The sequence below is a fragment of the Bradyrhizobium sp. USDA 4502 genome, assembly GCF_054063355.1.
Map to the genome: position 1 here is coordinate 4254769 of NZ_JBSSGF010000001.1, position 26899 is coordinate 4281667.

Annotated in this window: 29 protein-coding genes; 14 read left to right on the plus strand and 15 right to left on the minus strand. The window is 65.6% G+C overall.

The genetic code is table 11. The features are described from left to right. Positions 1 to 69 precede the first annotated feature (69 nt). Complete coding sequence (locus ACVW1B_RS19785; RefSeq protein WP_253607965.1) at positions 70 to 1065, plus strand: P1 family peptidase; 996 nt, start codon at positions 70 to 72, stop codon at positions 1063 to 1065. 170 nt (positions 1066 to 1235) lie between these two features. Here the strand turns inward: ACVW1B_RS19785 and ACVW1B_RS19790 are convergent, their stop codons facing one another. Continuing rightward, the gene (locus ACVW1B_RS19790) at positions 1236 to 2027 is read right to left on the minus strand and encodes an EF-hand domain-containing protein (RefSeq protein WP_253607964.1); all 792 of its coding nucleotides are present in this window, start codon (positions 2025 to 2027) and stop codon (positions 1236 to 1238) included. Between the two features lie 252 nt (positions 2028 to 2279). On the opposite strand from ACVW1B_RS19790, the gene rpe reads away from it, so the two are divergent. After that, positions 2280 to 2981 (plus strand): ribulose-phosphate 3-epimerase, encoded by a 702-nt coding sequence (rpe, locus tag ACVW1B_RS19795; protein ID WP_028339914.1) that lies wholly within the window; start codon positions 2280 to 2282, stop codon positions 2979 to 2981. Between the two features lie 13 nt (positions 2982 to 2994). Here the strand turns inward: rpe and ACVW1B_RS19800 are convergent, their stop codons facing one another. The 7 genes from ACVW1B_RS19800 to ACVW1B_RS19830 all read right to left on the minus strand — a co-directional run bounded on the left by ACVW1B_RS19800 (position 2995) and on the right by ACVW1B_RS19830 (position 8742). Continuing rightward, complete coding sequence (locus ACVW1B_RS19800; protein ID WP_456822070.1) at positions 2995 to 4473, minus strand: serine/threonine protein kinase; 1479 nt, start codon at positions 4471 to 4473, stop codon at positions 2995 to 2997. A gap of 5 nt (positions 4474 to 4478) precedes the next feature. Further along, on the minus strand, positions 4479 to 5219 hold the full coding sequence (locus ACVW1B_RS19805) for a metallophosphoesterase family protein (RefSeq protein WP_456780276.1): 741 nt from the start codon (positions 5217 to 5219) through the stop codon (positions 4479 to 4481). A 107-nt stretch (positions 5220 to 5326) separates the two neighbouring features. Next, entirely contained in the window at positions 5327 to 5920 is a 594-nt protein-coding gene (locus ACVW1B_RS19810; RefSeq protein ID WP_028336783.1) for a TetR family transcriptional regulator, read from the minus strand. Then, complete coding sequence (locus ACVW1B_RS19815; RefSeq protein WP_016843141.1) at positions 5917 to 6051, minus strand: hypothetical protein; 135 nt, start codon at positions 6049 to 6051, stop codon at positions 5917 to 5919. Before ACVW1B_RS19815 ends, ACVW1B_RS19810 begins: the two co-directional genes overlap by 4 nt. Positions 6052 to 6672: 621 nt before the next feature. Further along, positions 6673 to 7281, minus strand: coding sequence for a hypothetical protein (locus ACVW1B_RS19820; RefSeq protein WP_253607961.1), 609 nt, complete (start codon positions 7279 to 7281; stop codon positions 6673 to 6675). Further along, entirely contained in the window at positions 7274 to 7963 is a 690-nt protein-coding gene (locus tag ACVW1B_RS19825) for a hypothetical protein (protein ID WP_076828495.1), read from the minus strand. Before ACVW1B_RS19825 ends, ACVW1B_RS19820 begins: the two co-directional genes overlap by 8 nt. Then, complete coding sequence (locus ACVW1B_RS19830; protein WP_253607960.1) at positions 7960 to 8742, minus strand: MotA/TolQ/ExbB proton channel family protein; 783 nt, start codon at positions 8740 to 8742, stop codon at positions 7960 to 7962. The genes ACVW1B_RS19825 and ACVW1B_RS19830 overlap by 4 nt, the downstream gene beginning before the upstream one ends. Positions 8743 to 8986: 244 nt before the next feature. Between ACVW1B_RS19830 and ACVW1B_RS19835 the strand changes: the two genes are divergently transcribed. The 3 genes from ACVW1B_RS19835 to ACVW1B_RS19845 all read left to right on the plus strand — a co-directional run bounded on the left by ACVW1B_RS19835 (position 8987) and on the right by ACVW1B_RS19845 (position 12368). After that, positions 8987 to 10357, plus strand: coding sequence for a histidine kinase (locus tag ACVW1B_RS19835; RefSeq protein WP_076828560.1), 1371 nt, complete (start codon positions 8987 to 8989; stop codon positions 10355 to 10357). Position 10358: 1 nt separating this feature from the next. Then, positions 10359 to 11027: a response regulator gene (locus ACVW1B_RS19840; RefSeq protein WP_253607959.1), complete on the plus strand. Its 669-nt coding sequence runs from the start codon at positions 10359 to 10361 to the stop codon at positions 11025 to 11027. Between the two features lie 168 nt (positions 11028 to 11195). Then, on the plus strand, positions 11196 to 12368 hold the full coding sequence (locus tag ACVW1B_RS19845; RefSeq protein ID WP_076828489.1) for a M20 aminoacylase family protein: 1173 nt from the start codon (positions 11196 to 11198) through the stop codon (positions 12366 to 12368). Between the two features lie 55 nt (positions 12369 to 12423). Here ACVW1B_RS19845 and ACVW1B_RS19850 read toward each other — a convergent pair whose 3' ends face one another. Together ACVW1B_RS19850 and ACVW1B_RS19855 are read right to left on the minus strand one after the other, a co-directional pair. Continuing rightward, a complete protein-coding gene (locus tag ACVW1B_RS19850; RefSeq protein ID WP_057018413.1) occupies positions 12424 to 13446 on the minus strand; it encodes an agmatine deiminase family protein in 1023 nt (340 codons plus the stop codon). 138 nt (positions 13447 to 13584) lie between these two features. Continuing rightward, positions 13585 to 14148, minus strand: a complete 564-nt coding sequence (locus ACVW1B_RS19855) for a cytochrome b (RefSeq protein ID WP_456822071.1) — start codon at positions 14146 to 14148, stop codon at positions 13585 to 13587. 184 nt (positions 14149 to 14332) lie between these two features. Between ACVW1B_RS19855 and murI the strand changes: the two genes are divergently transcribed. From murI to ACVW1B_RS19895, 8 genes are all read left to right on the plus strand, one after another. Then, on the plus strand, positions 14333 to 15130 hold the full coding sequence (gene murI, locus ACVW1B_RS19860; protein ID WP_057018411.1) for a glutamate racemase: 798 nt from the start codon (positions 14333 to 14335) through the stop codon (positions 15128 to 15130). A gap of 59 nt (positions 15131 to 15189) precedes the next feature. Beyond that, the gene (locus ACVW1B_RS19865; RefSeq protein ID WP_456822072.1) at positions 15190 to 15966 is read left to right on the plus strand and encodes an HpcH/HpaI aldolase family protein; all 777 of its coding nucleotides are present in this window, start codon (positions 15190 to 15192) and stop codon (positions 15964 to 15966) included. A 291-nt stretch (positions 15967 to 16257) separates the two neighbouring features. Continuing rightward, positions 16258 to 16647, plus strand: coding sequence for a cupin domain-containing protein (locus ACVW1B_RS19870; protein ID WP_253607956.1), 390 nt, complete (start codon positions 16258 to 16260; stop codon positions 16645 to 16647). A 119-nt stretch (positions 16648 to 16766) separates the two neighbouring features. Continuing rightward, positions 16767 to 17552 carry an acyltransferase gene (locus ACVW1B_RS19875; protein WP_253607955.1) on the plus strand — a complete coding sequence of 262 codons (786 nt, stop codon included), beginning with the start codon at positions 16767 to 16769 and terminating at the stop codon, positions 17550 to 17552. A gap of 268 nt (positions 17553 to 17820) precedes the next feature. After that, the gene (gene rpsD / locus ACVW1B_RS19880; RefSeq protein ID WP_076828559.1) at positions 17821 to 18438 is read left to right on the plus strand and encodes a 30S ribosomal protein S4; all 618 of its coding nucleotides are present in this window, start codon (positions 17821 to 17823) and stop codon (positions 18436 to 18438) included. Positions 18439 to 18557: 119 nt separating this feature from the next. Further along, positions 18558 to 18785: a hypothetical protein gene (locus ACVW1B_RS19885; protein WP_076828477.1), complete on the plus strand. Its 228-nt coding sequence runs from the start codon at positions 18558 to 18560 to the stop codon at positions 18783 to 18785. Continuing rightward, a complete protein-coding gene (locus ACVW1B_RS19890; RefSeq protein ID WP_310881200.1) occupies positions 18782 to 19060 on the plus strand; it encodes a type II toxin-antitoxin system RelE/ParE family toxin in 279 nt (92 codons plus the stop codon). Before ACVW1B_RS19885 ends, ACVW1B_RS19890 begins: the two co-directional genes overlap by 4 nt. Positions 19061 to 19099: 39 nt before the next feature. Further along, on the plus strand, positions 19100 to 20167 hold the full coding sequence (locus ACVW1B_RS19895) for a threonine aldolase family protein (protein WP_456822073.1): 1068 nt from the start codon (positions 19100 to 19102) through the stop codon (positions 20165 to 20167). A 44-nt stretch (positions 20168 to 20211) separates the two neighbouring features. On the opposite strand, the gene ACVW1B_RS19900 is transcribed toward ACVW1B_RS19895, so the two are convergent. From ACVW1B_RS19900 to grxD, 5 genes are all read right to left on the minus strand, one after another. Then, the gene (locus ACVW1B_RS19900) at positions 20212 to 21726 is read right to left on the minus strand and encodes a serine hydrolase (RefSeq protein WP_143029727.1); all 1515 of its coding nucleotides are present in this window, start codon (positions 21724 to 21726) and stop codon (positions 20212 to 20214) included. Between the two features lie 21 nt (positions 21727 to 21747). Continuing rightward, on the minus strand, positions 21748 to 23010 hold the full coding sequence (locus ACVW1B_RS19905) for a serine hydrolase domain-containing protein (protein WP_456822074.1): 1263 nt from the start codon (positions 23008 to 23010) through the stop codon (positions 21748 to 21750). Positions 23011 to 23113: 103 nt separating this feature from the next. Further along, complete coding sequence (locus ACVW1B_RS19910) at positions 23114 to 24397, minus strand: serine hydrolase domain-containing protein (protein WP_456822075.1); 1284 nt, start codon at positions 24395 to 24397, stop codon at positions 23114 to 23116. 49 nt (positions 24398 to 24446) lie between these two features. Continuing rightward, positions 24447 to 24992: an O-acetyl-ADP-ribose deacetylase gene (locus ACVW1B_RS19915; RefSeq protein ID WP_456822076.1), complete on the minus strand. Its 546-nt coding sequence runs from the start codon at positions 24990 to 24992 to the stop codon at positions 24447 to 24449. Positions 24993 to 24994: 2 nt separating this feature from the next. Further along, positions 24995 to 25327 (minus strand): Grx4 family monothiol glutaredoxin, encoded by a 333-nt coding sequence (gene grxD / locus ACVW1B_RS19920; RefSeq protein ID WP_016843475.1) that lies wholly within the window; start codon positions 25325 to 25327, stop codon positions 24995 to 24997. Positions 25328 to 25619: 292 nt separating this feature from the next. On the opposite strand from grxD, the gene egtB reads away from it, so the two are divergent. After that, positions 25620 to 26873 carry an ergothioneine biosynthesis protein EgtB gene (egtB, locus tag ACVW1B_RS19925; RefSeq protein ID WP_456822077.1) on the plus strand — a complete coding sequence of 418 codons (1254 nt, stop codon included), beginning with the start codon at positions 25620 to 25622 and terminating at the stop codon, positions 26871 to 26873. Positions 26874 to 26899 lie beyond the last annotated feature (26 nt).

Consider the following 26899-nt stretch of genomic DNA (forward strand, 5'->3'; position numbering starts at 1 on the left):
CCCGACGGTTGATGCATCCGTCGCGGCTGCTATACCGGATCGATCGGACAGCAGGCGGATGGACCCATCGTGAAAAACCTTCTCACCGATATTGCCGGCGTTGCCGTCGGCCATGCCGACGATCCCACAGTCGCCTCCGGCGTCACCGCCATCCTGTTCGAGCGGCCGGCGGTCGCCTCGATCGATGTCCGCGGCGGGGGTCCGGGCACCCGCGAGGAAGCGCTGCTTTCGCCGCACAACGTCGTCGAGGCAATCGACGCCATCGCGCTGTCCGGCGGCTCGGCGCACGGGCTCGACGCCGCCGGCGGCGTGCAGGCCTGGCTCGCCGAGCGCGGCCGCGGCTTCCGCATCCGCGACGCGGTGATCCCGATCGTGCCGGGCGCGATCTGCTTCGACCTGCTCAACGGCGGCAACAAGGCGTGGGGACGCTTTCCGCCCTATCGCGACCTCGGCTACGCGGCGGCCAATGCCGCCTCCGATGACTTCGAGCTCGGCAGCGTCGGCGCCGGCATGGGCGCGACCACGGCCAACCTGAAGGGCGGCCTCGGCTCGGCGTCCGATATGACCGACGACGGCGTGACGGTCGCGGCGCTCGCGGTGGTCAACGCGGTCGGCAGCGTCACGGTCGGCAGCGGCCCCTGGTTCTGGGCGGCGCCGTTCGAGGTCGGCGGCGAATTCGGCGGGCGCGGCCTGCCGCCCTCGTTCACGCCGGACATGCTGAAGGCGCGGCTGAAGGGCGGCGCCGACGCCAGCGCCGCCGAGAACACCACCCTCGTCGTCGTGGTGACCGATGCGCAGCTGACGAAGCCGCAGGCGCGGCGGCTTGCGATGATCGCGCAGACCGGCATGGCGCGCGCGATCTATCCGGTGCACGCCCCGCTCGATGGCGACGTGGTGTTTGCCGCCGCGACCGGCGCCAAGCCGATCGATCCGCTGTTCGGCCTCACCAGGCTCGGTGCGCTCGCCGCCAACACCGTGGCGCGCGCCATCGCCCGCGGCGTCCATTCAGCGACCGCGTTGCCATTCGCCGGCGCGCTGCCGAGCTGGCACGATCGGTTCGGTTAGGCGAAGGGTTTTACAGCCCGGCGCCGCCTTCGTCATTGCGAGCGAAGCGAAGCAATCCAAATCCATCTCGCCGCTTGCGGAGACATGGATTGCTTCGTCGCTTCAGCGCAAAATTGCTTTGCAATTTTGTCGCCGAGCTCCTCGCAATGACGGCTAGTAGCAAATTCGCCTTAGGCCCTGACCGAAATCGCAGCGAAGTCCTGCGCCGAGATCGCCTTCGCCTGGCGCTGGATCAGCTGCTCGACGATATTGTAGGACGAGGCCGCGTTGAGGGTCGCGGAGGATGCGGCCGGCGTCGTCATCGCCACCTTCGAGCCGTCGGCATAGGTCGTCGTCGTCGTGGTCGAGCCGTCGCTGTTGGTCACCGACGTCGAGGTCGCACCGTCGAGCGCCTGCATCAAGGGATCGGAGCTCGATCCGCCCGCGCCGGAGCCGGATCCGTCGGTCGAGCCGCTGGCCATGTGATGGCGATGATGGCCGCCGCCCTTGTGGCCCTGCAAGGCCTGGGACATCTCGTCGAGGCTGACGTTACCGTCGCCATTGCTGTCGAGCTTGGAGAACACGTCGTCGGCCTGCGCCGTGTTGGTGCCGCCGGCGCCGAGCGCGTTCTCGAATTCCGACTGGGTGATCTTGCCGTTGCCGTCGGCATCGATCTGCGAGAACAGGTCCTTGAGCGCATCCGAGCGGCTGGCCGCCGTCGGGCTGTTTGAAACCGCGGTCTGGGACTGGCTTTGCGCGGAAATCAGCGCGCCCATCGTCAGCGGCGAGATCTGCGGAGAGCCGCTGCCCGAGCCGGTACCGGTGCTGCTGCCTGTCGACGTCGATGTACCGGTCGAGGGGGCGAACAGGCCGGTGGTCTTAGTCCCCTGACTGGAGCCGCCGGTCTGGGTCGTCGACTTCGACGACATCAGCGAGCTCAAGAGGTCAATGGCCGACGACGCAGCGCCAAGGGCGAACAGCATGGCAATACTCCAACAGGGCCGCGCCTGGCGGCTCTAACGCTGGTCAGTGGCTGAGCAAAGGGCGTGCCATGGCAAAAACCCAGTAAAACCAGGCGTTCCCACTTCGAAGCGGGTTCCGCGCACCCGGCAAGAGCTGCCGCCGGCGGAAGAATTTTCCGGTCGCAGAGCGCCGTCCGCTCGCATTGCCCGCCACGCGTCCGCATGTTAGGCGGACTCACCCGTCGCCCCCTGAAGTCTTCCGGAACAGCTGACATGACTCAGTCATTCACCCCGCGTCCCCTCGTTATCGCTCCGTCGATCCTGGCGTCGGATTTCTCAAAGCTCGGCGAGGAGGTCCGCGCCGTCGACCAGGCCGGCGCCGACTGGATCCATCTCGACGTGATGGACGGACACTTTGTGCCGAACATCTCCTACGGCCCCGACGTCATCAAGGCGATGCGGCCGCACACCAAAAAGATCTTCGACGCCCATTTGATGATCTCGCCCTGCGATCCCTACCTGGAAGCGTTCGCCAAGGCGGGCTGCGACCACATCACGGTGCATGCCGAGGCCGGCCCGCATTTGCACCGCTCGCTGCAGGCGATCCGCGCGCTCGGCAAGAAGGCCGGCGTCTCGCTCAATCCGGCAACGCCGGCGAGCGCGATCGAATATGTGCTCGACCTGATCGACCTCGTGCTGGTCATGTCGGTCAATCCCGGCTTCGGCGGCCAGGCCTTCATCCGCTCGGCGATCGGCAAGATCAGCGATGTCAGGGCGATGGTCGCGGGCCGCCCGATCGACATCGAGGTCGACGGCGGCGTTGCACCCGACGTCGCGGGCCAGCTCGCGGCCGCCGGCGCCAACGCCTTTGTCGCGGGATCCGCCGTGTTCAAGGGCGGCACGGTCGAGGCTTACAAGACCAACATCGCCGCGATCCGCCATGCGGCGGCCGAGGCACGCGGCGAAGCGATCTGATGATCCGGGGGAGCTAGAACACTGCGGCCGGCGTGGCCGCGGCATTCGCCGCTTGCTCCGCCGCCTCATCGCCCTCGCCGTCGTCCGCTTGCGACGCCAGCCGCGACGGCCGCACCACGGTCACCGTGCACGGCGCTTCCCCCGCGACCCTGGCGGACACGCTGCCGAGCAGCGCGCGCCGCAGCGAGTTCTGCCGCGCGCCGATGATGATGTGGTCGACCAGGTTGACCGCGGCGAATTCCAGGATCGCGGCGGCGGGATCGATCGCCTCCAGCACATGCACGGTCAGCCGCCCCTCCTCGAGCCCGAACGGCCGCGCCCAGTGCTGCAGCGCCACCAGGCGGTCGACATGCTTGTTCTGGCCCTGCTCGTCATGGGTGCGGTCGATCGCCAGGCGATTGAGCTTCAGCACATTCACGCAGGCGAGCCGCGCCGACGGCGAGGTCGACAGCACCCGCTCGGCGGTGACGCGGATGGTGTCGTTCAGTGCCTCGGCACCCTCGCCGATATCGAGCGCGACGGCCACGATCGGGCTCGAGGCGAGCTGGGCCGCGACATCGGACTTCGGCCGCGGCGGCACCGCGCCGAGATTGAAGCGGCGGCGCCAGACCGTGCTGAGCGGATCGCGGCGCAGCCGCTGCGCCCGCGCCGTCAGCTTCACCTGATCGGGATGGCCGAGATCGAAGGCAAGCTGCGCCGCGGTCGGATAGCGCGCGGCGGGGTCGATCTCCAGGCAGCGCAGCACGATCTCCTGCAGCCAAGGCGGATAGTCGGGCTTCAGCTCGCGCGGCGGATAGGGGTCACGCCACAGCCGCCGGCGCATGCCGCGCAGGCTTTCGGTCTCGCCGAACGGGCGCACGCCGGTGGTGAAGAAATAGAGCAGCACGCCGAGCGAAAACAGATCGCTGCGCGGATCGTCGCGGACGCCGAGCAGGCGCTCCGGCGCCATGTAGGGCGCGGTACCGTAAGGCAGCCGAAACTCCTCCTGCAACAAATCGGGCAGATGCCGGTGATGCGAGAGGCCGAAATCGATCAGCACCGCCGAGCCGCGCTCGCGGAACATGATGCTGCTCGGCTTGATGTCGTGATGGATGACGTTCTGCCGGTGCAGGCTGGCGAGCGCGGTGGCGACCTTGCCGCCGATCACCCTCACCTCCTCATACGGCATCGGCAGCTCGCCGAGCCGCTTGTAGAGCGTCTGCCCGGGGATGCGCTCCATCACGACATAGGCCTGGCGTTCGAAGTCGCCGGTGCCGAAACAGGCCGGCACGTGCGGCCCCGACAGCCGCGGCAGGATCATCTGCTCCATCTCGAAGCTGACGATCGCGGCCGGATCCTCGCCCTCCGAGGTGAGCGGCACCTTCATCAGCAGCGGCACGGTGATGCCGGGATGGGTGACGCTCCACAGCGTCGCCATGCCGCCGCGGTGCACGCGTTCGCCGATGGTGAAGCCATCGATCTCGGCGCCCGCCTGCATCGCCAGCGCCGCCATCGGCGTCACCGGCCGAGCGGCAGGCGGTCGGCGAGCCAGTGCGGCAGGCCGTTCGCCTTGATCCGCGCCGCCGCGGTTGCGACGTCGTAGGGCACGCGATGAAAGGTAATCTCGCGGCTTATGGTATCGAACATCGCAAACGACGCCGCGGGATCGCCGTCGCGTGGCTGGCCGACCGAGCCGAGCACCGCAAGCCAGCGCCGCCCCGGCAGCAACTGAACGGCGATGCCCGAAGTCGGAACGAAGCTCGTCATCTTGGCGGTCGAGGACATCGAATAGAGGCCGGGACGATGGATGTGGCCGCAGAACGTGATCTGCAGCTCGGTGGCCATCATGCTGCGCGCGGCGTCGGCGGTGTCGCGCACGTAGCGCCACCTCGCAGGCTCCGAAGCTTCGGAGTGCACGTAGAGCCGATTGTCCTCCTCCCGCGACATCGGAAGCTCGGCGAGGAACGCCTTCTGCTCGCCGCTGAGCCGGCCGCGGGTCCAGTCGATCGCGGCCTGCGCCTCGGCATTCATGCTGTCGCTCGGTACGCCGATCGCATTGTCATGATTGCCGCGCACCGCGACCGCGCCCTTCGCGACGAGGTCCATCACCGTGTCGACGGCCCATTCGGGATCGGCGCCGTAGCCGACGATATCGCCGAGGCAGATCAGCCGCTCGGCGCCGCGCGCATGCGCAGCGTCGAGGCAGGCGGCGAAGCCCTGCCGGTTGGCGTGAATATCGGCGAACAGTGCAAGCCGCATCGTGATCCGCGTTGCTGATCCCTATCCGATATCAAGCACACGCGGCCCCGGGCCGGCAATCGGGCCAAAGGCATCAGGTGGTCAGGGGATGTCGGCAGAAAGCTCAGCTAGGGCTTGCAGACCCGCAGGCCCTTCAGCAGCAGGGCCAGCAGCGCATCGATCCGCCCCGGGCATTCCGGCTTGGCCCATTCCTCAGCATGCGCCGGGTGATGGTAGCGGACGGTGGCGTCGAACACAGCGCGCGCGGTCGCCTTCACATTGTCGATCTCGAACACGCCCTGCGCGACACCGTCGGACAGGATTTTCGCGATCAGATCGACCTGCTTGTCCTTGTAGGCTTCCACCACCTCGCGCGCGTCCTGCGCCAGCGCCAGGTAGGTCGCGAACATCTCGGGATCGTCACAGACCTTCTTCTGCTTGATCGTGAAGGCGGTGCGCAGCCATTGCTCCAGCCGCTCCGGCGCCGGGCCATCGCCGGCTGCGATCTTGCACAGCGGCTCGTTGGCGCGGTCGAGCCAGCGCTTGGCGACGGCATCGCGCAGTGAGGCTTTGCTGGGGAAGTGACGGTAGACGCTGCCGTGGCTGACATCCAGCGCGCGGGCAACGTCGACAACGGTGGCCTTGGTCAGCCCGAAGCGCCTCAAGACATCCTCAGTTGCCTCAAGGATCCGCTCGGGTGTCAAAACCACCGCCTCGTTCATGCGTTTACCGTCTGGTTATCGCTGTCCTGCCCGCGGGTGAACTTGGCGGCCTGGGCGGCCAAGTGGCGGGCGACGCGAAGATTGAGCCACTGTTGAATCTGGGCGGTCAATTGAAAGATTTCTATGGTCATGGAGGTAGTCCTTCGAGGTAGTCAAATTAAGTCCGGCTCCGCCGGCCAAACGCCGGAACAGCCACTGGGCGCCCTCCTCCCTTGGGCTGATGAGTATATACACCATCCCGCTGACAGATTTCAATATCTGTCAGACAATATTTTGTGAAATGACAGCGATCCTCCCGGGCAAGCCCCCGGCTGATGGGCGCTACAACGTTCCGTGAGCAGCGGGGGCGATCTGCCAATCCGCGCCTATGTCTCGCTCGGGGCTACTTGGGAGAGACTTGCATGGACCGGCCAGTGACCTTGAAGGAGATCGCCAAGATCACCGCGGGCGCGGTGGTCTCGCTTGTCATTGTCGGGTGGCTGATGGTTCTTGCGATCGCATTCCTGACGGTGCTGTGAGCCCGCCTCGACGCGCCGGCCCCTCGCCGTACCTTGCCACCGGAATCGAAAGGGGCCGCTTCACGCAGCGGCCCCTTTGCCGGGAAAAATGGCTTGGGGATAAAATCTAGCCCCGGTTAGCTCCAAGAGTACACGCTTCAGGCAATTGAGGAATTCCGGATGATTACTGTCCATCCCGCTGACTGATTATTCCCGATCCCTATTTTTGTGCCACCCTCCCGGGGAGGCATCCCGCTATCGCTGCTCGTCCTTGGGCGGCATCCGGGGCGGCGGCAGCGGCGTGAACACCGACCCTTGCGCGCCGGCCGGCGGGGCCACGAACGTCCCCGTCGTGGAATCACCGCCGGTCGTCTCCAGGATCGTCTTCGGCGTGATGTACTCCCTGACGAAGTCCATGATGGTGCCGTCGCCGCCGCCGAAATCCGCCGCCCGTCCGCCTTGCGGGTGCCCGGCCTTGATCTCGTTCTCGGCGGTGTGGGTCTGCTCCGCCAGCGCGTCGCTATAGGGAATGCGGAAAGCGCGCGGGATCGCGCTCGGCCGGTTGTCCTCGTCAAGCTCCTCGACCCAGAGATAGATCGAGCCGGGGTCGCCCTCCAGCGAATGCGGCTCCACGATCCGCGTCGACAGCAGCTTGAAATTCGCCGGCAATTTTTCCGCGGACGCCCAGCCGAGCAGATCGCGCATGCCGCCGAAGCTGACGAAATAGAACGCGCTGGTCACGACGATGACGACAGCCTTCAGCGACCAGTGCAGCCGCGCATAGACCAGCACGATCAAGAGCAGCGCACCGACCACCGCGTATGCGACCGCAAGCGTGAGGATCACCGACTGCAAGCTAATCATTGCGGAGCACCCTGACGCCGGATTTCGGGACGCCGGTGTTCGGATCGAGGTCGCCGCCGTTGCGCCAACTGCTGCGGAAGGTCTCGAGCAGCGATTTCGGCCGCCGGTCGACGTTGATCACCTTGCCCTCGGCATCGAGACGAAACCTGACCGCGGTCTTCTCGTCGCCGGTGTGATCGACGGTCAGCTTGTCGTCGAAGATCACCTGCGCGGTCGGATTGAGCTTCTGCACCTTCACATTGGCCTGCACTGGCTGGCCGGTCGTCGCCTGGAAATGCGAGACGTTGACGGTGTATTCGCCGGCGACGACGCCGCGCAGCGTGACGATCTCCTCGCGGATCGGCGATGCGATCTTTTTGCCGTTGACCACGATGAAGTCGTTGGCGCCGCCGCGGTCGTCGCGATCGAGCGTCAGGAAGCCGGCCTCGCGATGCCGGTACCAGGCGATGTTGCCGGCCGGATCCTGCACGAACAGGTCGAGATCGTCAGGATGGTTGTCCGGCCAGTCCATCGTGATGATGAACTCCGCCTTGGATTCGATCTTGCCTTCCTTGGAGTCCGGCGACACCGCAAGCAGCGCCAGGAAGAACAGGAAGGCGATGACCTGCAGCGCCTTGAACAGCATCACGCCGAGCGGATCGAACGGCTCCTCACGCGGATAGAGCCCGAACTCATCCATCATGACGGCGTACCGAGGCGACGTTCCAGGGCCGGCGTGACGTGCGTCTCGGTCAGCACGACGGCGTCGGAAAACACCCGCTGGGTCGCGGAATCGAGCATGTAGTACTGGATCCGGACCAGGATCGATCCGATCAGCCCGGCCAGCGTCGTGTACATCGCGACCGCCATGCCGTCGCTCATCAGGCCCATCGACGATTTCATCGCGACCTTGTCGGCGGCATCCAGCGAAGCGATCGGCGCCAGCATGATGATGAAGCCGATGATGGTGCCGAGCAGGCCGAGCTTCATCAGCGTGTCGGAGACGAAGGCGCCGAAGCCGTTGGACCCGCGCAGCCGGTCCGCCAGCGTCCGCAGCAGCAGGGTCTGGTCGATGCGCCCCTTGGCCTGCGCCTCGGCCTTCTGCACCAGGCTCTTGATGTGATCGGTGACGAGCCCGCCGGGCAGGCCGCGGGCATTTGATGCGAGCGCCCCTGATGCAAGGATCTTGGCGCCATCTGGCGCGGCGAGGATGGTGCGGCAGGAGCGCGCGACCTCGCCTTCCCGCGCGATCGCCCGCGTCCGCCAGAAGCAATGGATGCAGGTGACGATGTAAAGGACGGCGATGACGCTGGAAATGTAGGTGCGGTCGGAACTGATCATGAGGCGGATCAGCCCGTAGCGCCACAGCAGGAATGCGGCGAACACCGAAAGGCCGGTGAAGATCATCCAGAGCAGCAGGGCGCTGCGCTCCGCCGCGTCCGTGCCGGCCGATGCGGCCGCGACGTCGACCTTGGCATCCATGCTGCGTGAGCTCCCTGTGTTCCGTGAGGCGCGGCGCGGGCCTCACCTTCCGTTAGAGCAGAGCCGGCCTGCGCCGTCCAAAGACATCTGCCCAGATTCCGTCAGGCAAATTTCCCGACCTGCATAGCTTCGCATGCTTGCGATTGGCGGGGAACAGCGGTGCTGTTAGCATCGCACCTCTCGTTTGAGCATGACCAGCCGCTTCTCTCCGTTCCGGATCATGCTCTGGCCGTGGAGTGATCGCATGCGCCTTGTGCTTCAACTGGTCGCCCGCCTGCTCGTGATCGTCGCGCTATGCCTCGGCGCGGCCACCGTCTGGGCCACGATCGACGCCTATCGCAGTGTCGATCGTGCCACGCAGGCATCCGCCGAGCGGGTTTCGCAATCGCTCGAGGCGCTGTACTGGCGCGAATTGCTGCTGCGCAGCAACCGGATGCGCGAGCAATTGCTGCCGGCACCGGACTGGCGCACCATCGAAACCATGGGCCTGATCGCGCCCGGGATCTGCGTGCAGTTCGAACCGGCCGGCGCCTTCGAGAAGCCGCTCTGCGGCCAGAGCAAGGGGATCGGCAAGGCGCCGCCGCGCTGGTTCGCGGCCACCGTGCAGATGATACTCGGCGATCACGCCACCGTGGAGCGGCCGATCAGCGCCCGCGCCGCGACCGCGGGAACCGTCCGCGCCATCGCCGATCCGGACGCCGCGATCGCGCTCGCCTGGCAGCACATTCTCGACAACATCCATGTCGCGCTGTTGATGGCCCTCGCCATCGCGCTGCTCGCTTCGCTTGCGATCGCGCACACGCTGGCGCCCGCCCACTCGATCGTGTCGGCGCTGCGGCGGATGGCCGACGGCGAGTACCGTACGCCGCTGCCGCGCGTCCGCTCGATGGAGCTCGCGATGATCGGGCGCGCCGTCAGCGATCTCGGCGACCGCCTCGCGCTTGCCGAGGAGGAACGCACGGTGCTGACCAGGCGGCTGCTCGAAATCCGCAACGACGAACGCCGCACGCTGGCGCGCGAGCTGCACGATGAGTTCGGCCAGAATCTCACCGCGATCCTCGCCTTCGCCAACACGATCGAGGCAAGCGCCGGAGACAAGTACGCCGCCGGCACCGAAATTGCGCAGGATGCACGGATGATCTCGCAGGCGACGCGCCGCATCATGGCGTGCCTGCGCGATACACTGAACCGGCTGCGCCATCCGCCGGCCGAAGAGCTCGGGCTGGAGGCAAGCCTCGTCGATCTCGTCGACAGCTGGCGGTCGCGCACGGCGCAGCCGATGATCCAGCTCGATCTGCAGGGCGACCTTGCCGACATCAGCGGCACGGTCGCCGCCACCGCCTATCGCGTCGCGCAGGAATGCCTGACCAATGCGCTGCGCCACAGCTCGGCGCGCGAGATCGTGCTGCGGATCGAGCGGCGCACCGGAAGCGAGAACGCCCTGCTGGTGCGCGTCGAGGACGACGGCGGCGGCGATGCGGCCAAGGTGGCGCAATCCGCGGGCTTCGGCCTCACCGGCGTCAGCGAACGCGTCACCGCCCTCGGCGGCTCGCTGTCGATCGCGCGCGCCAGCCGCGGCCTGTCGGTCGCCGCCACGATCCCGCTCGCCGCCTGAGATGACAACCGTGACGACGACAACGGCGAAGATTCGGGGCATCTCGATCCTGCTGGTGGACGATCATCCGGTGGTCCGCCAGGGCTACCGGCGCGTGCTCGAGCATCAGGACGATTTCCACGTGGTCGCCGAAGCCGACAACGCCGCCAGTGCCTATCGCGCGTTCAAGTCGCACCAGCCGGACGTGGTGGTGATGGATATCTCGATGCCGGGTGCGAGCGGACTGGAAGCGATCCGCAACATCCGCGCCCGCGACGCCGACGCGCGCATCCTCGTCTTCAGCATGCACAGCGAGGCGGCCCAGGTGAAAGCGGCATTCGGCTCCGGCGCCAGTGGCTTCGTCACCAAGGGCAGCGAACCGGCCGAGCTGATCGCGGCGATCCGCTCGGTGGCGCGCGGCGAGCATGCGATGAGCGACGACGTCGCCCGCGTGCTGGCGATGGAAAGCCTGGTGCCGACCCGATCGGCGCTCGACCAGCTCGGCGAGCGCGAGATCGAAATCCTCCGGCAGCTGGCCGCCGGCAGCACCAAGGAGCAGATCGCCGCCAACCTCAACCTCAGCACCAAGACCGTGCAGAACTATCACTACCTCATCAAGGCCAAGACCGGCATGCGGACCGACGCCCAGCTGGTCCGCCTCGCCGTCGAATGCGGGCTGGCGAATTTGTAGCCCGTTCCCGTAGCCCGGGTGAGCGCAGCGACACCCGGGGCTGGTTGTGCATATCCCCGGATATCGCTTGCGCTCATCCGGGATACTGACGCCATTCCCGCGTGACAAGTCGGCGGGTTACGCTACGCTGACCCGCCCACCAAAGTTCACAAGAAACGGACGCTCCCCATGCCCATCGTCAATCGCGTTGCCGCCCTCTCGGATGAAATGGCCGCCTGGCGCCATGACTTCCATGAGAATCCCGAACTGCTCTACGAAGTCCACCGCACCGCCGGCATCGTCGCCGACAGACTGCGCGAGTTCGGCTGCGACGAGGTGGTGACGGGGATCGGGCGCACCGGCGTGGTCGGCGTGATCCGCGGCCGCAAGTCCACTTCGGGAAAGACCATCGGCCTGCGCGCCGACATGGACGCGCTGCCGATCGCGGAGGCCTCGGGCGTCGCCTACGCCTCGAAGATTCCCGGCAAGATGCACGCGTGCGGCCATGACGGCCACACCGCAATGCTGCTCGGCGCCGCCAAATATCTCACCGAGACGCGCAATTTCGACGGCACCGCGGTCGTGATCTTCCAGCCCGCCGAGGAAGGCGGCGCCGGCGGCAAGGCGATGGTCGACGACGGGCTGATGACCCGGTGGGGCATCCAGGAGGTCTACGGCCTGCACAACATGCCCGGCCTGCCCGAGGGTTACTTCGCGACGACGCCGGGCCCGATGCTGGCCTCGTCAGACACGTTGAAGATCGTGGTCCACGGCAAGGGCGGCCACGCCGGCGCCGCCCCGCACGAGGCGGTCGACAGCGTGCTGATCGGCGCCCAGATCATCAATGCGCTGCAGTCGATCGTATCGCGCAATGTCGACCCGCTGAAATCGGCGGTCATCTCGATCACCATGTTCGAGGCCGGCACCGCGTTCAACGTGATCCCGGAGACCGTGACGCTGGGCGGCACCGTGCGCACGCTCGATCCCGGTGTGCGCGACCTGGTCGAGCGCCGGATCGGCGAGGTCGCCTCCAGCATCGCCAAGGCCTATGGCGGCTCGGCCGAGACGGATTATGGACGCATGTATCCGGTGACGTTGAACCACGCGCGCGAGGCCGGCGTCGCCGCCGAGGTCGCCCGCGATGTGGTCGGCGCCGACCGCGTCAACGACAATCTGGTGCCGGTGATGGGCGCCGAGGATTTCGCCTTCATGCTGGAAGCGCGACCCGGCGCGTTCGTCTTCCTCGGCATGGGCGACGGTCCGATGTGCCACCACCCCGCCTACAAGTTCAACGACAACATCCTCGGCCACGGCGCCTCCTACTGGGTGCGGCTGGTCGAGAAGCAGATGCCGGCGGGCTAGCGCCGCTCGTGCAGCCACGGCCCGGTCGCCCGCTTCGCGACCGGGCCGCCAGCTTTCACAAGCGCGGCTGCTGCTGCGTCACGCAGTGGATGCCGCCGCCACCGGCGGCGATGCCGTCGATATCGAGCTGGATGATTTCCCGGTCCGGGTACAGGTCGCGCAGCTTGTCGCGCGCGTTGCGGTCCGCTGCCGCATCACCGAATTCCGGCGCGATCACGGCACCGTTGCAAACGTAGAAATTGATGTAGCCGGCGGCGAAGCCGTCGTCGTTTCCGTACTTTGGACGGACCGTCGACGGTCCCTGCAACTCCACGACCTTCAGGTGTCGACCTCTTGCGTCTGTCGACTTGCGCAGGATTGCCAGGTGTTCTCTCGTCACCTCGTAATCGTCGAACGACGTATCCATCTCCAGGCCCGCGACAACGACGCCCGGGCTGGTGAAGCGCGCGTAGAAATCGGTATGGCCGTCGGTAATGTCGTCTTTGTTGTGACAGCCGGGTAGCCAGATGATCTTGTCCAGTCCGAGCAGGCGAGACAATTCGTCTTCGCATTTCGCCTTGGGGACGTCGGGATTGCGATTTGGGTTGAGGACGCAGCTCTCGGTGATGATGGCCGTCCCCTCGCCGTCGACCTCGATCCCGCCGCCTTCCAGCACCAGATCGGCCTTCAAGAAGATTGCCTGCGCGGCTCCGGCCAGATGCTCTGCCACCTTGGCATCGCGTGCATATAGATGCTGCTTGCGTGCATACGGTTGCGGCTTGTTGCCCCAGCCGTTGAAATTGAACCCGACGGCGCCGAGCTGCCCGGCCGGATTGGTCACGAAGACCGGTCCGGTATCGCGCAGCCACACATCATCGAGCGGTTGAACGACGAGGCTGACCGAGGGACCGCACAGCCGCGCGGCGATGTCGTAGTCCTCCTCGCGCACGAGCATCTTCACCGGCTCATAGACCGCGATTGTCTTGGCAACGCTGGCGAGATTATTTCTGATGACGGGAAGCAGCTTCGTGCCCCAGAGCTCCACGTCGGCGCCAAAGGCCATCCAGGTGGCGGCATGCGGGGCGCCCTCGTCCGGCATGCGCCAGTTCGTTTGATGTCGTGCAGAATCGTTCATGAGCATTCGAACCGCGATGGCCGCCCCCGTTCGTCACAGGGTAGCGCAGGTGTCCCCGCGCGGGCGACCATTTTTGGAACGCACAGAGCCGGCCGCCCCCGCCTAGCGGGCGGGGTCGACCTCGCTTGTCCCCACCATCCGCGCGGCGACACGGTCGCGCTTGACGAAGTGGTGGAGGGCGACCGCGGCGAGGTGCAGCACGATCAGCGCCAGCAAGACATAGGCGAAGAAGATGTGGCGATCCTCAAAGGCATCCGCCGCCGCCTTGTCGGGCGAGGTGATCTGGGGAACGTGAAACAGGCCGAAGAAGCTCGAATAATCCTGGGCGCGGGCGCCGGAATGCGACCACCCCAGCATCGCCACCAGGAGGGTGACGGCGTAGAGCGCGCCGTGGCTGACCCGGGCGGCGATCCGCTGCCAGGAGGGCATCTCGGCCGGCAGCGCCGGCGTCGGGTTGACGCCGCGCCAGACCAGCCGCAGCACGGTGAGCAGCAGCACCAGGTAGCCGATATCGGCGTGGATCGAGCGGTAGAAGAACTTGTCCGCCCGCGCCGGGACGTGGTTCATCCACCAGCCATAGGCCAGCATGCCGATGATGGCGATGCCGAGCACCCAGTGGAACGCGCGGGCGAGCGAGCCCCAGCTCGCGGCGGTATTGCGGATCATGTCGCGTGGCCCCCTTGCGGCCGCATTTTTGGATTTCACACGTCGCAGCAATAGTTTGCCGTGATACTTGCAGCTATCGGTCAAGGCCATGTGAAATTCCCGGCTTCACCGCCTTTTGTCGGCCGAAGCGGCCGGATAGCCAAAAACAACTGAATGGTAACCCTGCTTCGGATAGAGTTTTCGCGTGTCCACTCCCCCGACCATCCTTGTGTTCGATTCCGGCCTCGGCGGCCTCACCGTGCTGCGCGAGATCGTCCGCGCCCGGCCCGACGCGCATTACGTCTATGTCGCCGACGACGCCTTTTTCCCCTATGGCCACCACGGCGAGGACGAGATCATCGCCCGTGTGGTGCCGCTGGTCGGTGAGCTGATCGCGGCCCACGCGCCCGACCTCGTCGTGATCGCCTGCAATACGGCATCCACCCTGGTCATGTCGCATCTGCGCGACGCCTATCCTTTGCCCTTCGTCGGCACCGTGCCGGCGATCAAGCCGGCCTGCGCCTCGTCGAAAACGAAGCGCGTGTCGGTGCTCGGCACAAGGGGCACCGTGAAGCGCGAATATACCCGCAAGCTGATCTCGGACTTTGCGCAGGGCTGCGAGGTGACGCTGGTCGGCTCCGGCGAGCTCGCCTCGCTGGCGGAGGCCGCCCTCAGCGGCGCGAGCGTGCGTGACGAGGATATCGCGGCCGAGCTCGCGCCCTGCTTCGTCGGCGATGGCGCCCACGACCCCACCCGCACCGACACCGTCGTGCTCGCCTGCACGCATTATCCGCTGCTGCTGGAACGCCTCAGGAGGCTCGCGCCCTGGCCGGTCGACTGGATCGATCCGGCGCCGGCGATCGCACGCCGCGTCGCCGACCTGCTCGGCCCTGCCGGCCACGAGAGCGACCAGGCCGGCGCCGAGATGATCTTCACCTCGAAGCGCCCGCACGCGCTGACGGAAGCCTTGACGCCATTCTTCGGCGGCCGCGTCCCGGCCTGATCCTTTTCGCCGTCACAACGCGCTGCTAGCCTCTGCTCTCCTTCGAAGGAGGACCGAATTTGACCGCAGCCCCGCTGACGCCGCTCAATCGCCTGCGCGAGGCGTGGCGCGACAAGCGCCCGACCTTCGGCGCGATCGCGACCATTCCGAGCATCCAGACCGTGCAGATCATGGCGCAGTCGCTGGACTGGATCATCGTCGATCTCGAGCACGGGCCGATCGATCTCGGCACCGCCCATGCGATGATCGTGGCGACCTCGGGCACGCCCTGCGTGCCGATGGTGCGGATCGCCGCCAACGAGCCGCATCTCGCCAAGGCACCGATGGACATCGGTGCGCTCGGCATCAATTTTCCGATGATCTGCAACGCAAGCGATGCGGTGAAGGCGGTGCGCAGCGTGCGCTATCCGCCGCAAGGCGACCGGCTCTGGGGACCGTTCCATGCGCCGTTCCGCTGGGGCGTCTCGATGAACGACTACATGGCGACCGCTGACGACGACATGATCTGCATGATCACGATCGAGCACGTCGATGCCGTGAACCGCATCGACGAGATCATGGCGACACCGGGCATCGACCTCGCGGTGATTGGACCCGGCGATCTCGCCACCTCGATCGACAAGCGCGGTCTGCCCGACGATCCCGAAGTGGTCGCGCTGATGCAGCGCGCCGAACAAGGCATCATGAAGAGCGGCGTGCCGATCGGCGGCGTCGCACGCACCGCCGAACAGGCCAATGCGATGATCGAGCGCGGCTACCTCGCGCTCGCGCTCGGCTTCGACTGGTCGCTGTTCCAGCGCGGCATTGCGGCCGCGTTCGCGGGGATCAAGCGGTAGGCGTCGAACGCGGCCGCGCGGCGCTCCGCTTGTTCACAGCTGCCGGCGAGCAGGTTCCAGTCACGTCGTGAAGGAACCGCGGGTGCAACTTCCGGCATCGCGCCTGCGACGGAGTGAACGATGCGTGTCGCCGATACAGCTCGTTCGCCTGAGTAGCTCATGAATAAGCTGCGCAAACCTGCGCTATTGGATGAACCGACTAATCCCAACGTCGCAAGTGCACATCACACATCGCCCGCTTTCCGCCGCGATTCCGCGCTGCTAGAGATTCGCGGGTTGGGAAGAAAATCCATGTTCAGGAAATTACTGCTTGGTCTCACCGTGATTGCCCTTGCCGGTGCCGGCGCTGCGCTGGCGCAGCAGAGCGGCATCAAGCGGACGGCGCTGCAGAAGGTCGATTTTCCGCCGGGCTACAACACGGTCACCGCGATCGCCGAGGTTCCGGCCGGGGGTGCGTCGGGACGTCACACCCGTCCCGGCGCTGAAACCGGCTATTTGCTCGAAGGCGAGCTCGAGCTTCTGATCGACGGCAAGCCGCCGCTGAAGCTGAAGGCGGGCGATTCCTACCAGATCCCGGAAGGCGCGGTGCACGACGCCAAGACGTCCGGCGACCAGCCGCTCAAGGTGCTCGGCGTCTATGTGGTCAAGGCCGGCGAGCCGTTGGCAAAACCAGCGCCGTGAGCAGAACCCCTTGGTCTCCGACCAGTTGGTTCATCTGAGCTTCAGGTGCGGCGAGCAACCATTTGAGCTCGCCGGGCCTTTGATTTTTTGCCTGTTTGCTAAGGAACTGAACCGAACGGATGCGCGGTAAATTTCGTCAAATTTCATTGCCGCGCCGTCTCGTCGCCGATCTGATGCATGCATCGGCCGGCGTGCCGCTGGTCTCCCTGAAGCGCACCCTGAACGTGCGGGCAATCGTCGAGGCTCGTGCACGTGCGGCGCAGGCACCGGGCTGGGCCGCCATCTTCGTCAAGGCATTCGCGCTGGTCGCCAGGACCGAGCCAACCTTGCGCACGCTGCACGTCAAATGGCCCTGGCCTTGCCTCTACGAGTTGCCGCGCAGCGTCGGCATGGTGGCGATTGCCCGCGTCGAGAAGGGCGAGGACTGTGTGCTGTTCGAGCGCGTCTGTGCCGCCGACGAGATGCCGCTCGCCGAGGTCGACGCGCTCATCCGCCGCGCCAAGACCGCGCCGCTGCACGAAATTCCCTCGTTCCGCAAAATGCTCTGCGTGACCCGCCTGCCGCTTCCGCTGCGCCGCCTGGCGTGGGCGATCGGGATGAATTTTGGCCGGCAGCGCGCCAATTTCTGCGGCAGCTTTGGCGTGACCTCGGTCGCGGCCTATGGCCCCGGCGAATTGCACGCGCTGAGCCCCGGGCCATTCCTGTTGAGCTATGGCGTGATCAGGCCGGACCACACCGTCGACGTGGTGGTGCGCTGGGACCATCTGGTCTGCGACGCCGCCCTGATCGCGCAGACCTTGATCCGCCTCGAGCAGGTGCTGGGCGGCGAAATCGCCGCCGAACTGGGCGCGGGCCGGCCGCAAGCCGATGCCCGGCTGGTCCGGGCGGCCGGAAGCCGCCTCTAACGGACGAAATTGGCCAATTTTGACGCCGATTCGGCCCAAAATGCCCTGCGTTTTGTTTGACAGAACCGGACTTTCTCCTTAAGACCACCTTGCTCGCGGGCCGGTTTTGGCCCGCGATGCGTTTCGCGACCCGTGGTCCTCCCCGAGCTTTCGAGGCGGACCTGTCGGTACAGGCCTTTTGGCCGGTACACAGGAGGGCGCGTCTCCTCAAACCCTAGACTGACAAAACGCCGGGCGCTGGGTGCGACGGCTGTACAAAGAGGACGCGATGACAAAGCGCAGTGAGGCGAAGTACAAGATCGATCGCCGCATGGGCCAGAATATCTGGGGCCGCCCGAAGAGCCCCGTGAACCGCCGCGAATACGGCCCCGGCCAGCACGGCCAGCGCCGCAAGGGCAAGCTCTCCGACTTCGGCGTGCAGCTGCGCGCCAAGCAGAAGCTCAAGGGCTACTACGCCAACATTTCCGAGCGCCAGTTCCACGGCATCTATGTCGAAGCCAGCCGCCTGAAGGGCGACACCGGCGAGAACCTGATCGGCCTCCTGGAGCGCCGTCTCGACACCGTGGTCTACCGCGCCAAGTTCGTCTCCACGATGTTCGCCGCGCGCCAGTTCATCAACCACGGCCACATCAAGGTGAACGGCCGCAAGGTCAACATCGGCAGCTACAAGCTGAAGGTCGGCGACCTCATCGAGGTCAAGGACTCCTCCAAGCAGCTGACGCCGGTGCTGGAAGCGGCCCAGCTCCCTGAGCGTGACGTGCCCGACTTCATCGAGGTCGATCACTCCAAGATGACCGCGACGTTCGCGCGCACCCCCGGCCTCTCGGACGTGCCATTCCCGGTGCAGATGGAGCCGCATCTGATCGTCGAATTCTATTCGCGCTGATCACTGCAGCATTGCGATATCCGAAAGGCCCCGGTTTTGCCGGGGCCTTTTTGTTTGCCCACAAGACGACTATGATATTCGGGACTTGGCAGATGACTGCCCGTTGAGGTTTCTTGCCGATGACCCGGTTACTGGAACAGGCCTTCGAGACAGTTTCAAACTTGCCTGACACAGAGCAGGACGAGCTCGCGCGCATCATGCTGCAGCTTGCCGGCGTCGACCAACCACCGCTTCAGCTCGCGCCGGAAGAAGACGCCGATCTGGCTGAAGCCGACTCCGAGATTGCACGCGGCGAGCTGGCAACGGCCGAGGAAGTCCGTGCGATGTGGGCAAAGCACGGGCTGTGAACGTCCGTTACACGCGACGCGCTCTTGTTCAGATTGATCAGGCACTCTCCTATATCGAGACACGATCGCCCCAGGGGGCGGTCGACGTGCGGGACCGCATCTTGGCACTTGTCACGCTGCTGCAAGAGCAGCCGCGTGCAGGGCGCCCGACAAGCCGCTCAGGCGTCCGCCGGCTTTCGGCGACACCTTATCCCTACCTGATCGACTATCGCGTGACGCCCACCGAGATCATAATTATGCGGTTTCGTCACGCTGCCCGGAGGCCTATACGCTAGCGGCGATTCCGCACGCCAGCGGAGCGATGAGGAAAGCCCATGCACTACACCCCTGCCCGGCCCGATCCCAAGGCCCCGCCCGTCCGCATCAACCTTCTGTCCGATACGCAGACCAGGCCGACGCCGGCGATGCGCGAGGCGATGGCGAAGGCGGAGGTCGGCGACGAGCAGGTCGGCGACGATCCGACCACCAATGAGCTCTGCGCCCGCGTCGCCGATCTGCTCGGCAAGGAGGCCGCCGTGTTCATGCCGTCGGGCACGATGTGCAACGTCGCGGCGACGCTGGCCTATTGCCGCCCCGGCGACGAGATTTTGGCGCATGCGACCGCGCATATCATCGCGCGCGAGGGCGGCGCCCATGCCGCGCTCGGCGGTTTCCAGATCACGCAGCTGCCGGGTGATGACGGCCAGTTCACGCCTGAGACCTTCCAGGCCGCGCTGCATCCGCGCACCCGCTACCAGCCGCCGCAGGTGCTCGTCAGCGTCGAGCAGACCGCCAATATCGGTGGCGGCACGATCTGGAAGAAGGCGGTGCTCGACGAGGTCGTGCGCATCGCCAAGGCCCACGGCCTTGTCACCCACATGGACGGCGCGCGGCTGCTCAATGCGACCGTGGCGTCCGGCATCACGCCGCGCGAAATGACGGCGGGCTGGGATTCCGCCTGGATCGATTTCTCCAAGGGCCTCGGCGCGCCGATCGGCGGCGTGATCGCCGGCACCCGGGCCTTCATCGACTATGTCTGGCGCTGGAAGCAGCGGCTCGGCGGCTCGATGCGGCAGTCCGGCGTCTGCGCCGCCGCCTGCATCCATGCGCTCGATCACCATGTCGACCGCCTCGCCGACGACCACGCCAATGCCCGGGCGCTGGCGCGCGGCCTGTCGCAGATCAACGGCATCGCGGTGCAGGCGCCGGAGACCAACCTTGTGTTCTTCAAGCCCGACGGTGCCGGGGTATCAGGCGACAAGATGGTCGCCGAGCTGCGCAAGCGCGGCGTGACGCTGGCGATGATGGACGGCCGGATCAGGGCCTGCACGCATCTCGATGTCACGGCAGCGATGATCGAGGAAGCGATCGGACACGTCAGGGACATCGTGCGCGCGGCGTAACTCCCGTAGCCCGGATGGAACTGCACGAAATCCGGGCTGCCAAACTACGGCAGCCGCTTTCCGACATGGTCAGTTCCTTCCTGGTGAAGGGTCACTTGCATTGCCGCGTTCCGACCGTCCGTGTCGAATGACAGCACGGCATCGACGACTTTGAAAAAGAACTTGCGATCGCTGGTGGCGAAGATTTCACGCCGCTCCTGCCCTGTCGCCTCGCTGAACAGGCGATTGCCCTCCCTCGTGACGCGGATCGAAAATTCCGGCGTGAACCGATAGGTTCCGACCAGACGATCCAGCGCCTGCGGGCTCACTGCAATGAACTTGCCGACCTTGGCCTGGCGATCCGGCCAGCGGTACTCGGCCGCGATGCTGCGCAGGATCTCGTCGACGAGGATCCGACCGCCCCAACCATTCGTCATCACGACGGCACCATCGCCGTTCTCGAAAATGACCATGGTGTCGATGAAGCCCTCGTTCACCCCGTTGTGCCAGAATTGCCGGTTCGGCGCCGAGCCGCGAACCAGCCAGCCCAGCCCGCGTCGTCCGATCCCAGGGGGTAGCCCGTCGGCACTACCGAGTACCGGCGAGAGCATCGCGGCCGTCATCGATTGCGACAGAACGGGATTGCTCCGACCGGCTAACGAATCCAACACGCCGAGCAAGAGACGGGCGAGATCGGTCGGCGTCGTCCATAATCCCGCGGCGGCCAGTTCGGGATAGACATGCGGGCCGCCAGGCACCGGCGCGCCGTCCGACCGGTACGGTGTGGCGGCCATCGTCAAACGATCCGCAGGCAATGGTTGCGCAAAGCTGGAATGCGTCATCCCGAAAGGCTTGAGGACGACGTCGTCGAGCAGCGCGGGAAACGGCCGTCCCGTCACATCGACGAGCAGTTGCTGAACGATCGTGTAGCCGCTGCCGGAATAGCGGTCCTGCTTGCCGGGCTCGTGCTCGACCCGGACAGGCGCGCTGTTCGCAGGCGGCGTGCCGTCGAGAATCTGGAGGAGCGAGGGGACCGGCTGGCCCGCCTGATAGCCCGGGTAGAACGGCACGTTGGTCCCGGCCGTATGGCTCAGCAACCGCCGAACTGTCACCCGAGATTGGGGATACGGATAGTCCGGAATCTTCCAGCTCTTGAGCGCAGTGTTGACGTCCGCATCGAGATCGAGCTTGCCAGCCTGGGCCAGCGCCAGAGCAGCAATGGCGGTCACCGGCTTGCTGATCGAGGCCGCCTGGAACAGCGTTTCCGGCACCACGGGCGGACCGCCGATGGCGACCGAGCCAAAGCCGCGCACCCATTCGATGGCGCCGCCGTGAATCACCGCGATGCTGACACCGGGAACGTGCAGCTCGTTCATGCGATCGGCAAGCGTCATTGGCGCATCGCCGTCGACGACGATCGCCGTCCTCAGGCCGTTCAAGACATGGTCGATCCGCTGCATGACGTCGGCATCACTGGGGCGGCGAGGTTCTTCGGCCAGAACAGGCCAGCACGCAGTCATGGCTGCAGACGTGACGGCCGCGAGGATGAGCTTGCGGAAAGTGAATGTCATCGCCTGCATGACCACCTCCGCGCGCCACGTCTACCGCCCCATCGCCCGGTAGATCAGCGTCTTCAGCTCCTGCTGGATTCGGCCGCGCTGCGACGGCGTCTGCACCATGAAGATCCCGAACAGGTCATCCGCGGGATCGATGAAGAAGAAGGTACCGCCGACGCCGTCCCAGCGATACTCGCCCAGCGGCCAGTCTGTGTTCGCCGGCACCGAGGTGCGGACCGCGAAGCCGAGGCCGAAGCCGGAATTCGGACCGGGATAGTAGTTCTGGTCGCGCACGACGCCGGTCTCCGGACCGATATGGTCCCTCGCCATCAGCGCGATGGTCTCCGGCTTCAGATAGCGCCTGCCCTCATAGCTGCCGCCATTCAGCAGCATCTGCGAGAAGCGCGCATAGTCGCCGATGGTGCCGACCATGCCGCCGCCGCCGGATTCCCATCGCAGCGGCTTGCGCGGATTGCGGACGTCGGCGACCGGACTGATAGTGCGATCCTTCGGCATCGGCTCGGCGATCAGCGGCCATTTCGCCCGGTCGGCGACATAGAACGCGGTCTCGTTCATCCCGAGCGGGCCGAGCAGCCGCTCCTTCTCGACCTGAAACAGCGATTTCCCCGTGATCACCTCGATGATGCGGCCGAGCACGTCGGTGGAATGGCCGTAGTCCCATTGCGTGCCGGGTTGTTCGGCGAGCGGCAATGCCGTAAGCCGCGCCACGAATTCGGCATTGTCGGGATCGTTGTTGAACAGGCCGGCATCGGCGTAGGTCTTGTTCACGACACCACCGCCGTAATAGCCGTAAGGCAGGCCGGCGGTGTGGCGCATCAGGTCTTCGATGGTGATGGGGCGCCTCAGCGGCTCCAGCGTCATCGCCATCTTGCCCTCATCGCCGCGCTTTTCCACCCCGACCTTCATATCGGCAAAGGCCGGGATATATTTCGACACCGGATCGCCGAGGGCGAGCTTGCCTTCCTCGACCAGCATCATCGCGATGACCGTGGTGATCGGCTTCGACATCGAATAGAGGCGGAAGATGGTATCGGCGCTCATCGAGAATTCAGTGGCGACATCGCGAACCCCGAACTTCTCGTAGTAGACCGGCTTGCCATGCTGCTGCAGCAGCAGGATCGCGCCCGGAATCTTTCCGGTCGCGACCTCGTTTCTGACATAGTCGGAAACCTTGGCGAGGCCTTCCGCCGAGAAGCTGTGCGCGGCCGGCCCCGCGGAGCCGGCCTTCGCAACCGTTGCGACCAACGCGAACGCGAGTACCGCGACGAACGCGCGGCGCCCACGCATGCAAGCGCATGAGCCGATCCGCCTGAATCGGATCATGCCGTCATTCCCTTCTTTTCAACGCGTTTCTTCACGCGAACCGGTATCCACTTCGCTCGAAAACGCTCTAGTTTTCCATGGCTTCATAGACGAGCTGCTTCAGCGTCCGCTGGATGCGCTGACGCTCGGTCGGCGTCTGCTCCAGCAGGACGAAGAAGAAGTCCTGCTTGCGGTCGATGACATAATAGCAGCCGCTGGCGCCGTCCCATTTCAGCTCGCCGAGATCGCCGGGCGGCGGCGGCTTCGCAGTGCCGGGATCGGTGCGCACCGCGATCCCAAGCCCGAAGCCGAAGCCGTCGCCGGGGAAGTAGAAAAAGTCGCGCTCGACGCCGGAGCCCGGTCCGACGCGGTCGGTCGTCAGCTCCTTGAACGTCTCGGGCTTCAGGATGGTCTTGCCGTCGAGGGTGCCGCCATTGAGCAGCATCTGCGCGAAGCGCGAATAATCCGCCATGGTCGAGACCATGCCGCCGCTGGCGGACTCCCATTTCTTGACCTTGGTCGGATCGTTGACCCGGCCGACCCGGAAGTCGCTGTCGTTCGGCATCGGCTCGGCCATCAGCTTCTGCTTCTCGGGATCGGTGACGAAGAAGCCGGTGTCCTTCATGCCGAGCGGATCGAGTAGCCTTTCGTACTCGATCGCCGAGAGCTTCTCGCCGGTGGCCACCTCCATCACGCGCGCCAGAATGTCGGTGGAATGGCCGTATTGCCAGAGCGCGCCGGGCTGGTTGTGCAACGGCAGCTTGGCGATCCGCTCGGCGAATTCGGCGAGATCAAAATCTCCGCCGTAGATATTGGCTTCCTTGTAGGCTTTGCGGACCAGGCTGTCGCCATAGAAGCCGTAAGTGATACCCGACGTATGCGTCATCAGATCGAGGATCGTGAGCGGCCGCTTTGGCGGCACCAGCTCCAGCGTCTTGGTGCCGTCCTCGGCCTTCTTCTCGACGCCGACCTTCACGTTGGCAAAGGACGGGATGTACTTCGAGACCGGATCGTCGAGCTTGTATTTGCCCTCCTGCAGCAGCTGCATTGAGACGACGGCGGTGATCGACTTGGACATCGAAGCCAGCCGGAAGATGGTCTTGTCCGTGATCGGCACCTTGCTGACCACATCCTGCACGCCGAAGGCCTCGTGATAGACCGGCTTGCCGTGCTGCTGGATCAAGACGATGGCGCCGGGAATCTTCCCGGTCGCGACCTCGTTCTTGAAGAACTCGCTGATCTTGGCGAGCTTGTCGCGGTTGAAATGCGCACCCGCCGGAATCTCGTAGGTGCCCTCGGTGCGCGGGTACGCCGGCGCCGCCAGCACCACCGCGGCGGCCGCGGCCGCGCACGTCAAACGAAATGAATGCATTTGGATTATCCCTCCCCGGAAATCACGGGGAAGTGTAGCGGCGGTATCATCAGGCACAAGGGCTGCCAAAGGCCCCCAGGGCCTTCTGATGAAGCTCGCCGCTTTGGGCAGAAAAGCAGCAAAAGATCACCTGCGCGAGGCCGGGTGCGGCGGCCAGGGCATCGACGACGGCCTTGACCGCGATGTCGGCGGCGCGGTCCGGCGGGAAGTGATAGACGCCGGTCGAGATGGCGGGAAATGCAATGGAGCCAAGCTGATTGGCGTGGCACAGCTCGATGCCGCGGCGATAGCAGGATGCGAGCAGCGCCCCCTCGTTTTGGGTGCCGCCGTGCCAGATCGGGCCGACGGCGTGGATCACGTGCTTGGCCGGGAGCCGATAGCCTTTGGTGATCTTGGCGTCGCCGGCCTTGCAGCCGTGCAGGGTGCGGCACTCGGCGAGCAGCTCGGGGCCCGCGGCACGATGGATCGCTCCGTCGACGCCGCCGCCGCCGAGCAGCGATGAATTGGCCGCGTTGACGATGGCGTCAACGCGCAGGGTCGTGATGTCGGTAACGATGACTTCGAGCCGCGCCTTGCCGATCTGGCGCGCCGTCAAGGTCAGGCAGCCACGTCGACCGGGATGCCCTTGTCGGCAAACAGCTGCTGCAATTCGCCGGCCTGGAACATCTCGCGGATGATGTCGCAACCGCCGACGAACTCGCCCTTCACATAGAGCTGCGGAATCGTCGGCCAGTTCGAATAGACCTTGATGCCGTTGCGCAGCTCGGCGGATTCGAGAACGTTGAGGCCTTTGTAGCCGACGCCGATGTGGTCGAGGATCTGCACGACCTGACCGGAAAACCCGCACTGCGGGAATTGCGGCGTGCCCTTCATGAACAGGACGACGTCGTTCGACTTCACTTCGTTGTCGATGAATTGCTCGATGCTCATTTTCGCTTCCTTCGGGGGCGGCGCTCTCAGGCCTTGACGGGCCGGCCCACCCTTCTAACCCGTGACTGACTATATATGTAGCTCAAACCATTGTGCATCCAAAGCAAAATGGCGGAAATCTGGCATGCGCCGGGCGCTGCGGGCGCCCAAAATGGGCCGGGATTATCTGACGGCCCCAATATCATCGCGGGGGGAGGCTTTTTTCCCGTAACGGAGCCCCTATCTAGGACGAACTGTCCGTTGGGAACCAGTTTGCCGAAGCAACGTTCTCTCCATTGAATCGGAGACCCCTGTGACGAAACCAGCCTCTGCCGCGGCCGCCCTTCCCGCCGTCCCCCCGTCACTGTCCTCCGAATCCGGCCCGCTCGCCCAGCGCTTGGTGGACGCCTATCGCGCCGTCCGCGACGAGACCGAACGGCGGGCCGCGCCGCTGTCGCCCGAAGACCAGCTGATCCAGTCGATGCCGGACGCGAGCCCAGCCAAATGGCACCGCGCCCATACCACCTGGTTCTTCGAGCAGTTCCTGCTCGGCGAGCACGTCAAGGGCTACACGCCATTCCATCCCGACTACGCTTATCTGTTCAATTCTTATTACGTCAGCGCCGGTCCGCGGCACGCCCGCCACCAGCGCGGCCATTTGACCCGCCCGACCGCCGACGAAGTCACCGCCTACCGCCGCCATGTCGACGCCGAGGTGGTGAAATTCTTCCAGACTGCCGGAGCCGACACGCTCGAGGCGCTGGTGCCGCTGGTCGAGGTCGGGCTCAATCACGAGCAGCAGCATCAGGAGCTGATGTACACCGACATCCTGCATGCCTTCGCGCAGAACCCGATCCCGCCGGCCTACGATCCGACGTGGCGCTTCCCGGCGTCGCAGCACGGGCCTGAGGAATGGGTGACGCTCAACGAAGGCATCCACACCGTCGGCCATGGCGACGACAGCTTCCATTTCGACAATGAGAAGCCCGCGCATCGCGCCTTGGTCGGCCCGGTCAAGCTCGCGAAGAACCTCGTCACCAATGCAGAGTGGCTCGCCTTCATGAAGGACGGCGGTTATTCCACCGCCACGCTGTGGCTGATGGATGGCTTCGGCACCGTGAGCAACGAGGGCTGGCAGGCACCCGGCCATTGGCGCGAGATCGACGGCGAATGGAGGATCATGACGCTCGGCGGCCTGCAGCCGATCGATCCGTCCGCGCCGGTTTGCCACGTCAGCTATTACGAGGCCGACGCCTTCGCCCGATGGGCCGGCAGGCACCTGCCGACCGAGATGGAATGGGAGGTCGCCGCGCGCGCCGGCCTGCTCAACGACGCCTACGGCATCGTCTGGCAATGGACCCGTAGCTCCTATTCGCCCTATCCGGGCTACCGCGCGATCGAAGGCGCGCTCGGTGAGTACAACGGCAAGTTCATGGTCAACCAGCTCGTGCTGCGCGGCTCGTCGCTGGCGACGCCTTCAGGTCACAGCCGCGTCACCTATCGCAACTTCTTCTATCCACACCATCGCTGGCAATTCACGGGGTTACGCCTCGCAGACTATGCCTGATTGAGTCCTGTCGACATCAATAACGC

Bases quoted from the DNA above. Each gene is read 5' to 3' on its own strand.
- ACVW1B_RS19855 (WP_456822071.1), bottom strand. From the start codon at position 14,148: ATGATCCGCAATACCGCCGCGAGCTGGGGCTCGCTCGCCCGCGCGTTC.
- rpsD (WP_076828559.1), top strand. From the start codon at position 17,821: ATGACAAAGCGCAGTGAGGCGAAGTACAAGATCGATCGCCGCATGGGC.
- ACVW1B_RS19840 (WP_253607959.1), top strand. From the start codon at position 10,359: ATGACAACCGTGACGACGACAACGGCGAAGATTCGGGGCATCTCGATC.
- ACVW1B_RS19845 (WP_076828489.1), top strand. From the start codon at position 11,196: ATGCCCATCGTCAATCGCGTTGCCGCCCTCTCGGATGAAATGGCCGCC.
- ACVW1B_RS19820 (WP_253607961.1), bottom strand. From the start codon at position 7,281: ATGATTAGCTTGCAGTCGGTGATCCTCACGCTTGCGGTCGCATACGCG.
- ACVW1B_RS19870 (WP_253607956.1), top strand. From the start codon at position 16,258: ATGTTCAGGAAATTACTGCTTGGTCTCACCGTGATTGCCCTTGCCGGT.
- rpe (WP_028339914.1), top strand. From the start codon at position 2,280: ATGACTCAGTCATTCACCCCGCGTCCCCTCGTTATCGCTCCGTCGATC.
- ACVW1B_RS19910 (WP_456822075.1), bottom strand. From the start codon at position 24,397: ATGCATTCATTTCGTTTGACGTGCGCGGCCGCGGCCGCCGCGGTGGTG.
- ACVW1B_RS19800 (WP_456822070.1), bottom strand. From the start codon at position 4,473: ATGGCGGCGCTGGCGATGCAGGCGGGCGCCGAGATCGATGGCTTCACC.
- ACVW1B_RS19875 (WP_253607955.1), top strand. From the start codon at position 16,767: ATGCGCGGTAAATTTCGTCAAATTTCATTGCCGCGCCGTCTCGTCGCC.
- grxD (WP_016843475.1), bottom strand. From the start codon at position 25,327: ATGAGCATCGAGCAATTCATCGACAACGAAGTGAAGTCGAACGACGTC.
- ACVW1B_RS19850 (WP_057018413.1), bottom strand. From the start codon at position 13,446: ATGCCGGACGAGGGCGCCCCGCATGCCGCCACCTGGATGGCCTTTGGC.
- ACVW1B_RS19825 (WP_076828495.1), bottom strand. From the start codon at position 7,963: ATGATGGATGAGTTCGGGCTCTATCCGCGTGAGGAGCCGTTCGATCCG.
- ACVW1B_RS19830 (WP_253607960.1), bottom strand. From the start codon at position 8,742: ATGGATGCCAAGGTCGACGTCGCGGCCGCATCGGCCGGCACGGACGCG.
- ACVW1B_RS19900 (WP_143029727.1), bottom strand. From the start codon at position 21,726: ATGCAGGCGATGACATTCACTTTCCGCAAGCTCATCCTCGCGGCCGTC.
- ACVW1B_RS19815 (WP_016843141.1), bottom strand. From the start codon at position 6,051: ATGACCATAGAAATCTTTCAATTGACCGCCCAGATTCAACAGTGGCTC.
- ACVW1B_RS19885 (WP_076828477.1), top strand. From the start codon at position 18,558: ATGACCCGGTTACTGGAACAGGCCTTCGAGACAGTTTCAAACTTGCCT.
- ACVW1B_RS19895 (WP_456822073.1), top strand. From the start codon at position 19,100: ATGCACTACACCCCTGCCCGGCCCGATCCCAAGGCCCCGCCCGTCCGC.
- ACVW1B_RS19835 (WP_076828560.1), top strand. From the start codon at position 8,987: ATGCGCCTTGTGCTTCAACTGGTCGCCCGCCTGCTCGTGATCGTCGCG.
- ACVW1B_RS19810 (WP_028336783.1), bottom strand. From the start codon at position 5,920: ATGAACGAGGCGGTGGTTTTGACACCCGAGCGGATCCTTGAGGCAACT.
- ACVW1B_RS19805 (WP_456780276.1), bottom strand. From the start codon at position 5,219: ATGCGGCTTGCACTGTTCGCCGATATTCACGCCAACCGGCAGGGCTTC.
- ACVW1B_RS19790 (WP_253607964.1), bottom strand. From the start codon at position 2,027: ATGCTGTTCGCCCTTGGCGCTGCGTCGTCGGCCATTGACCTCTTGAGC.
- ACVW1B_RS19905 (WP_456822074.1), bottom strand. From the start codon at position 23,010: ATGCGTGGGCGCCGCGCGTTCGTCGCGGTACTCGCGTTCGCGTTGGTC.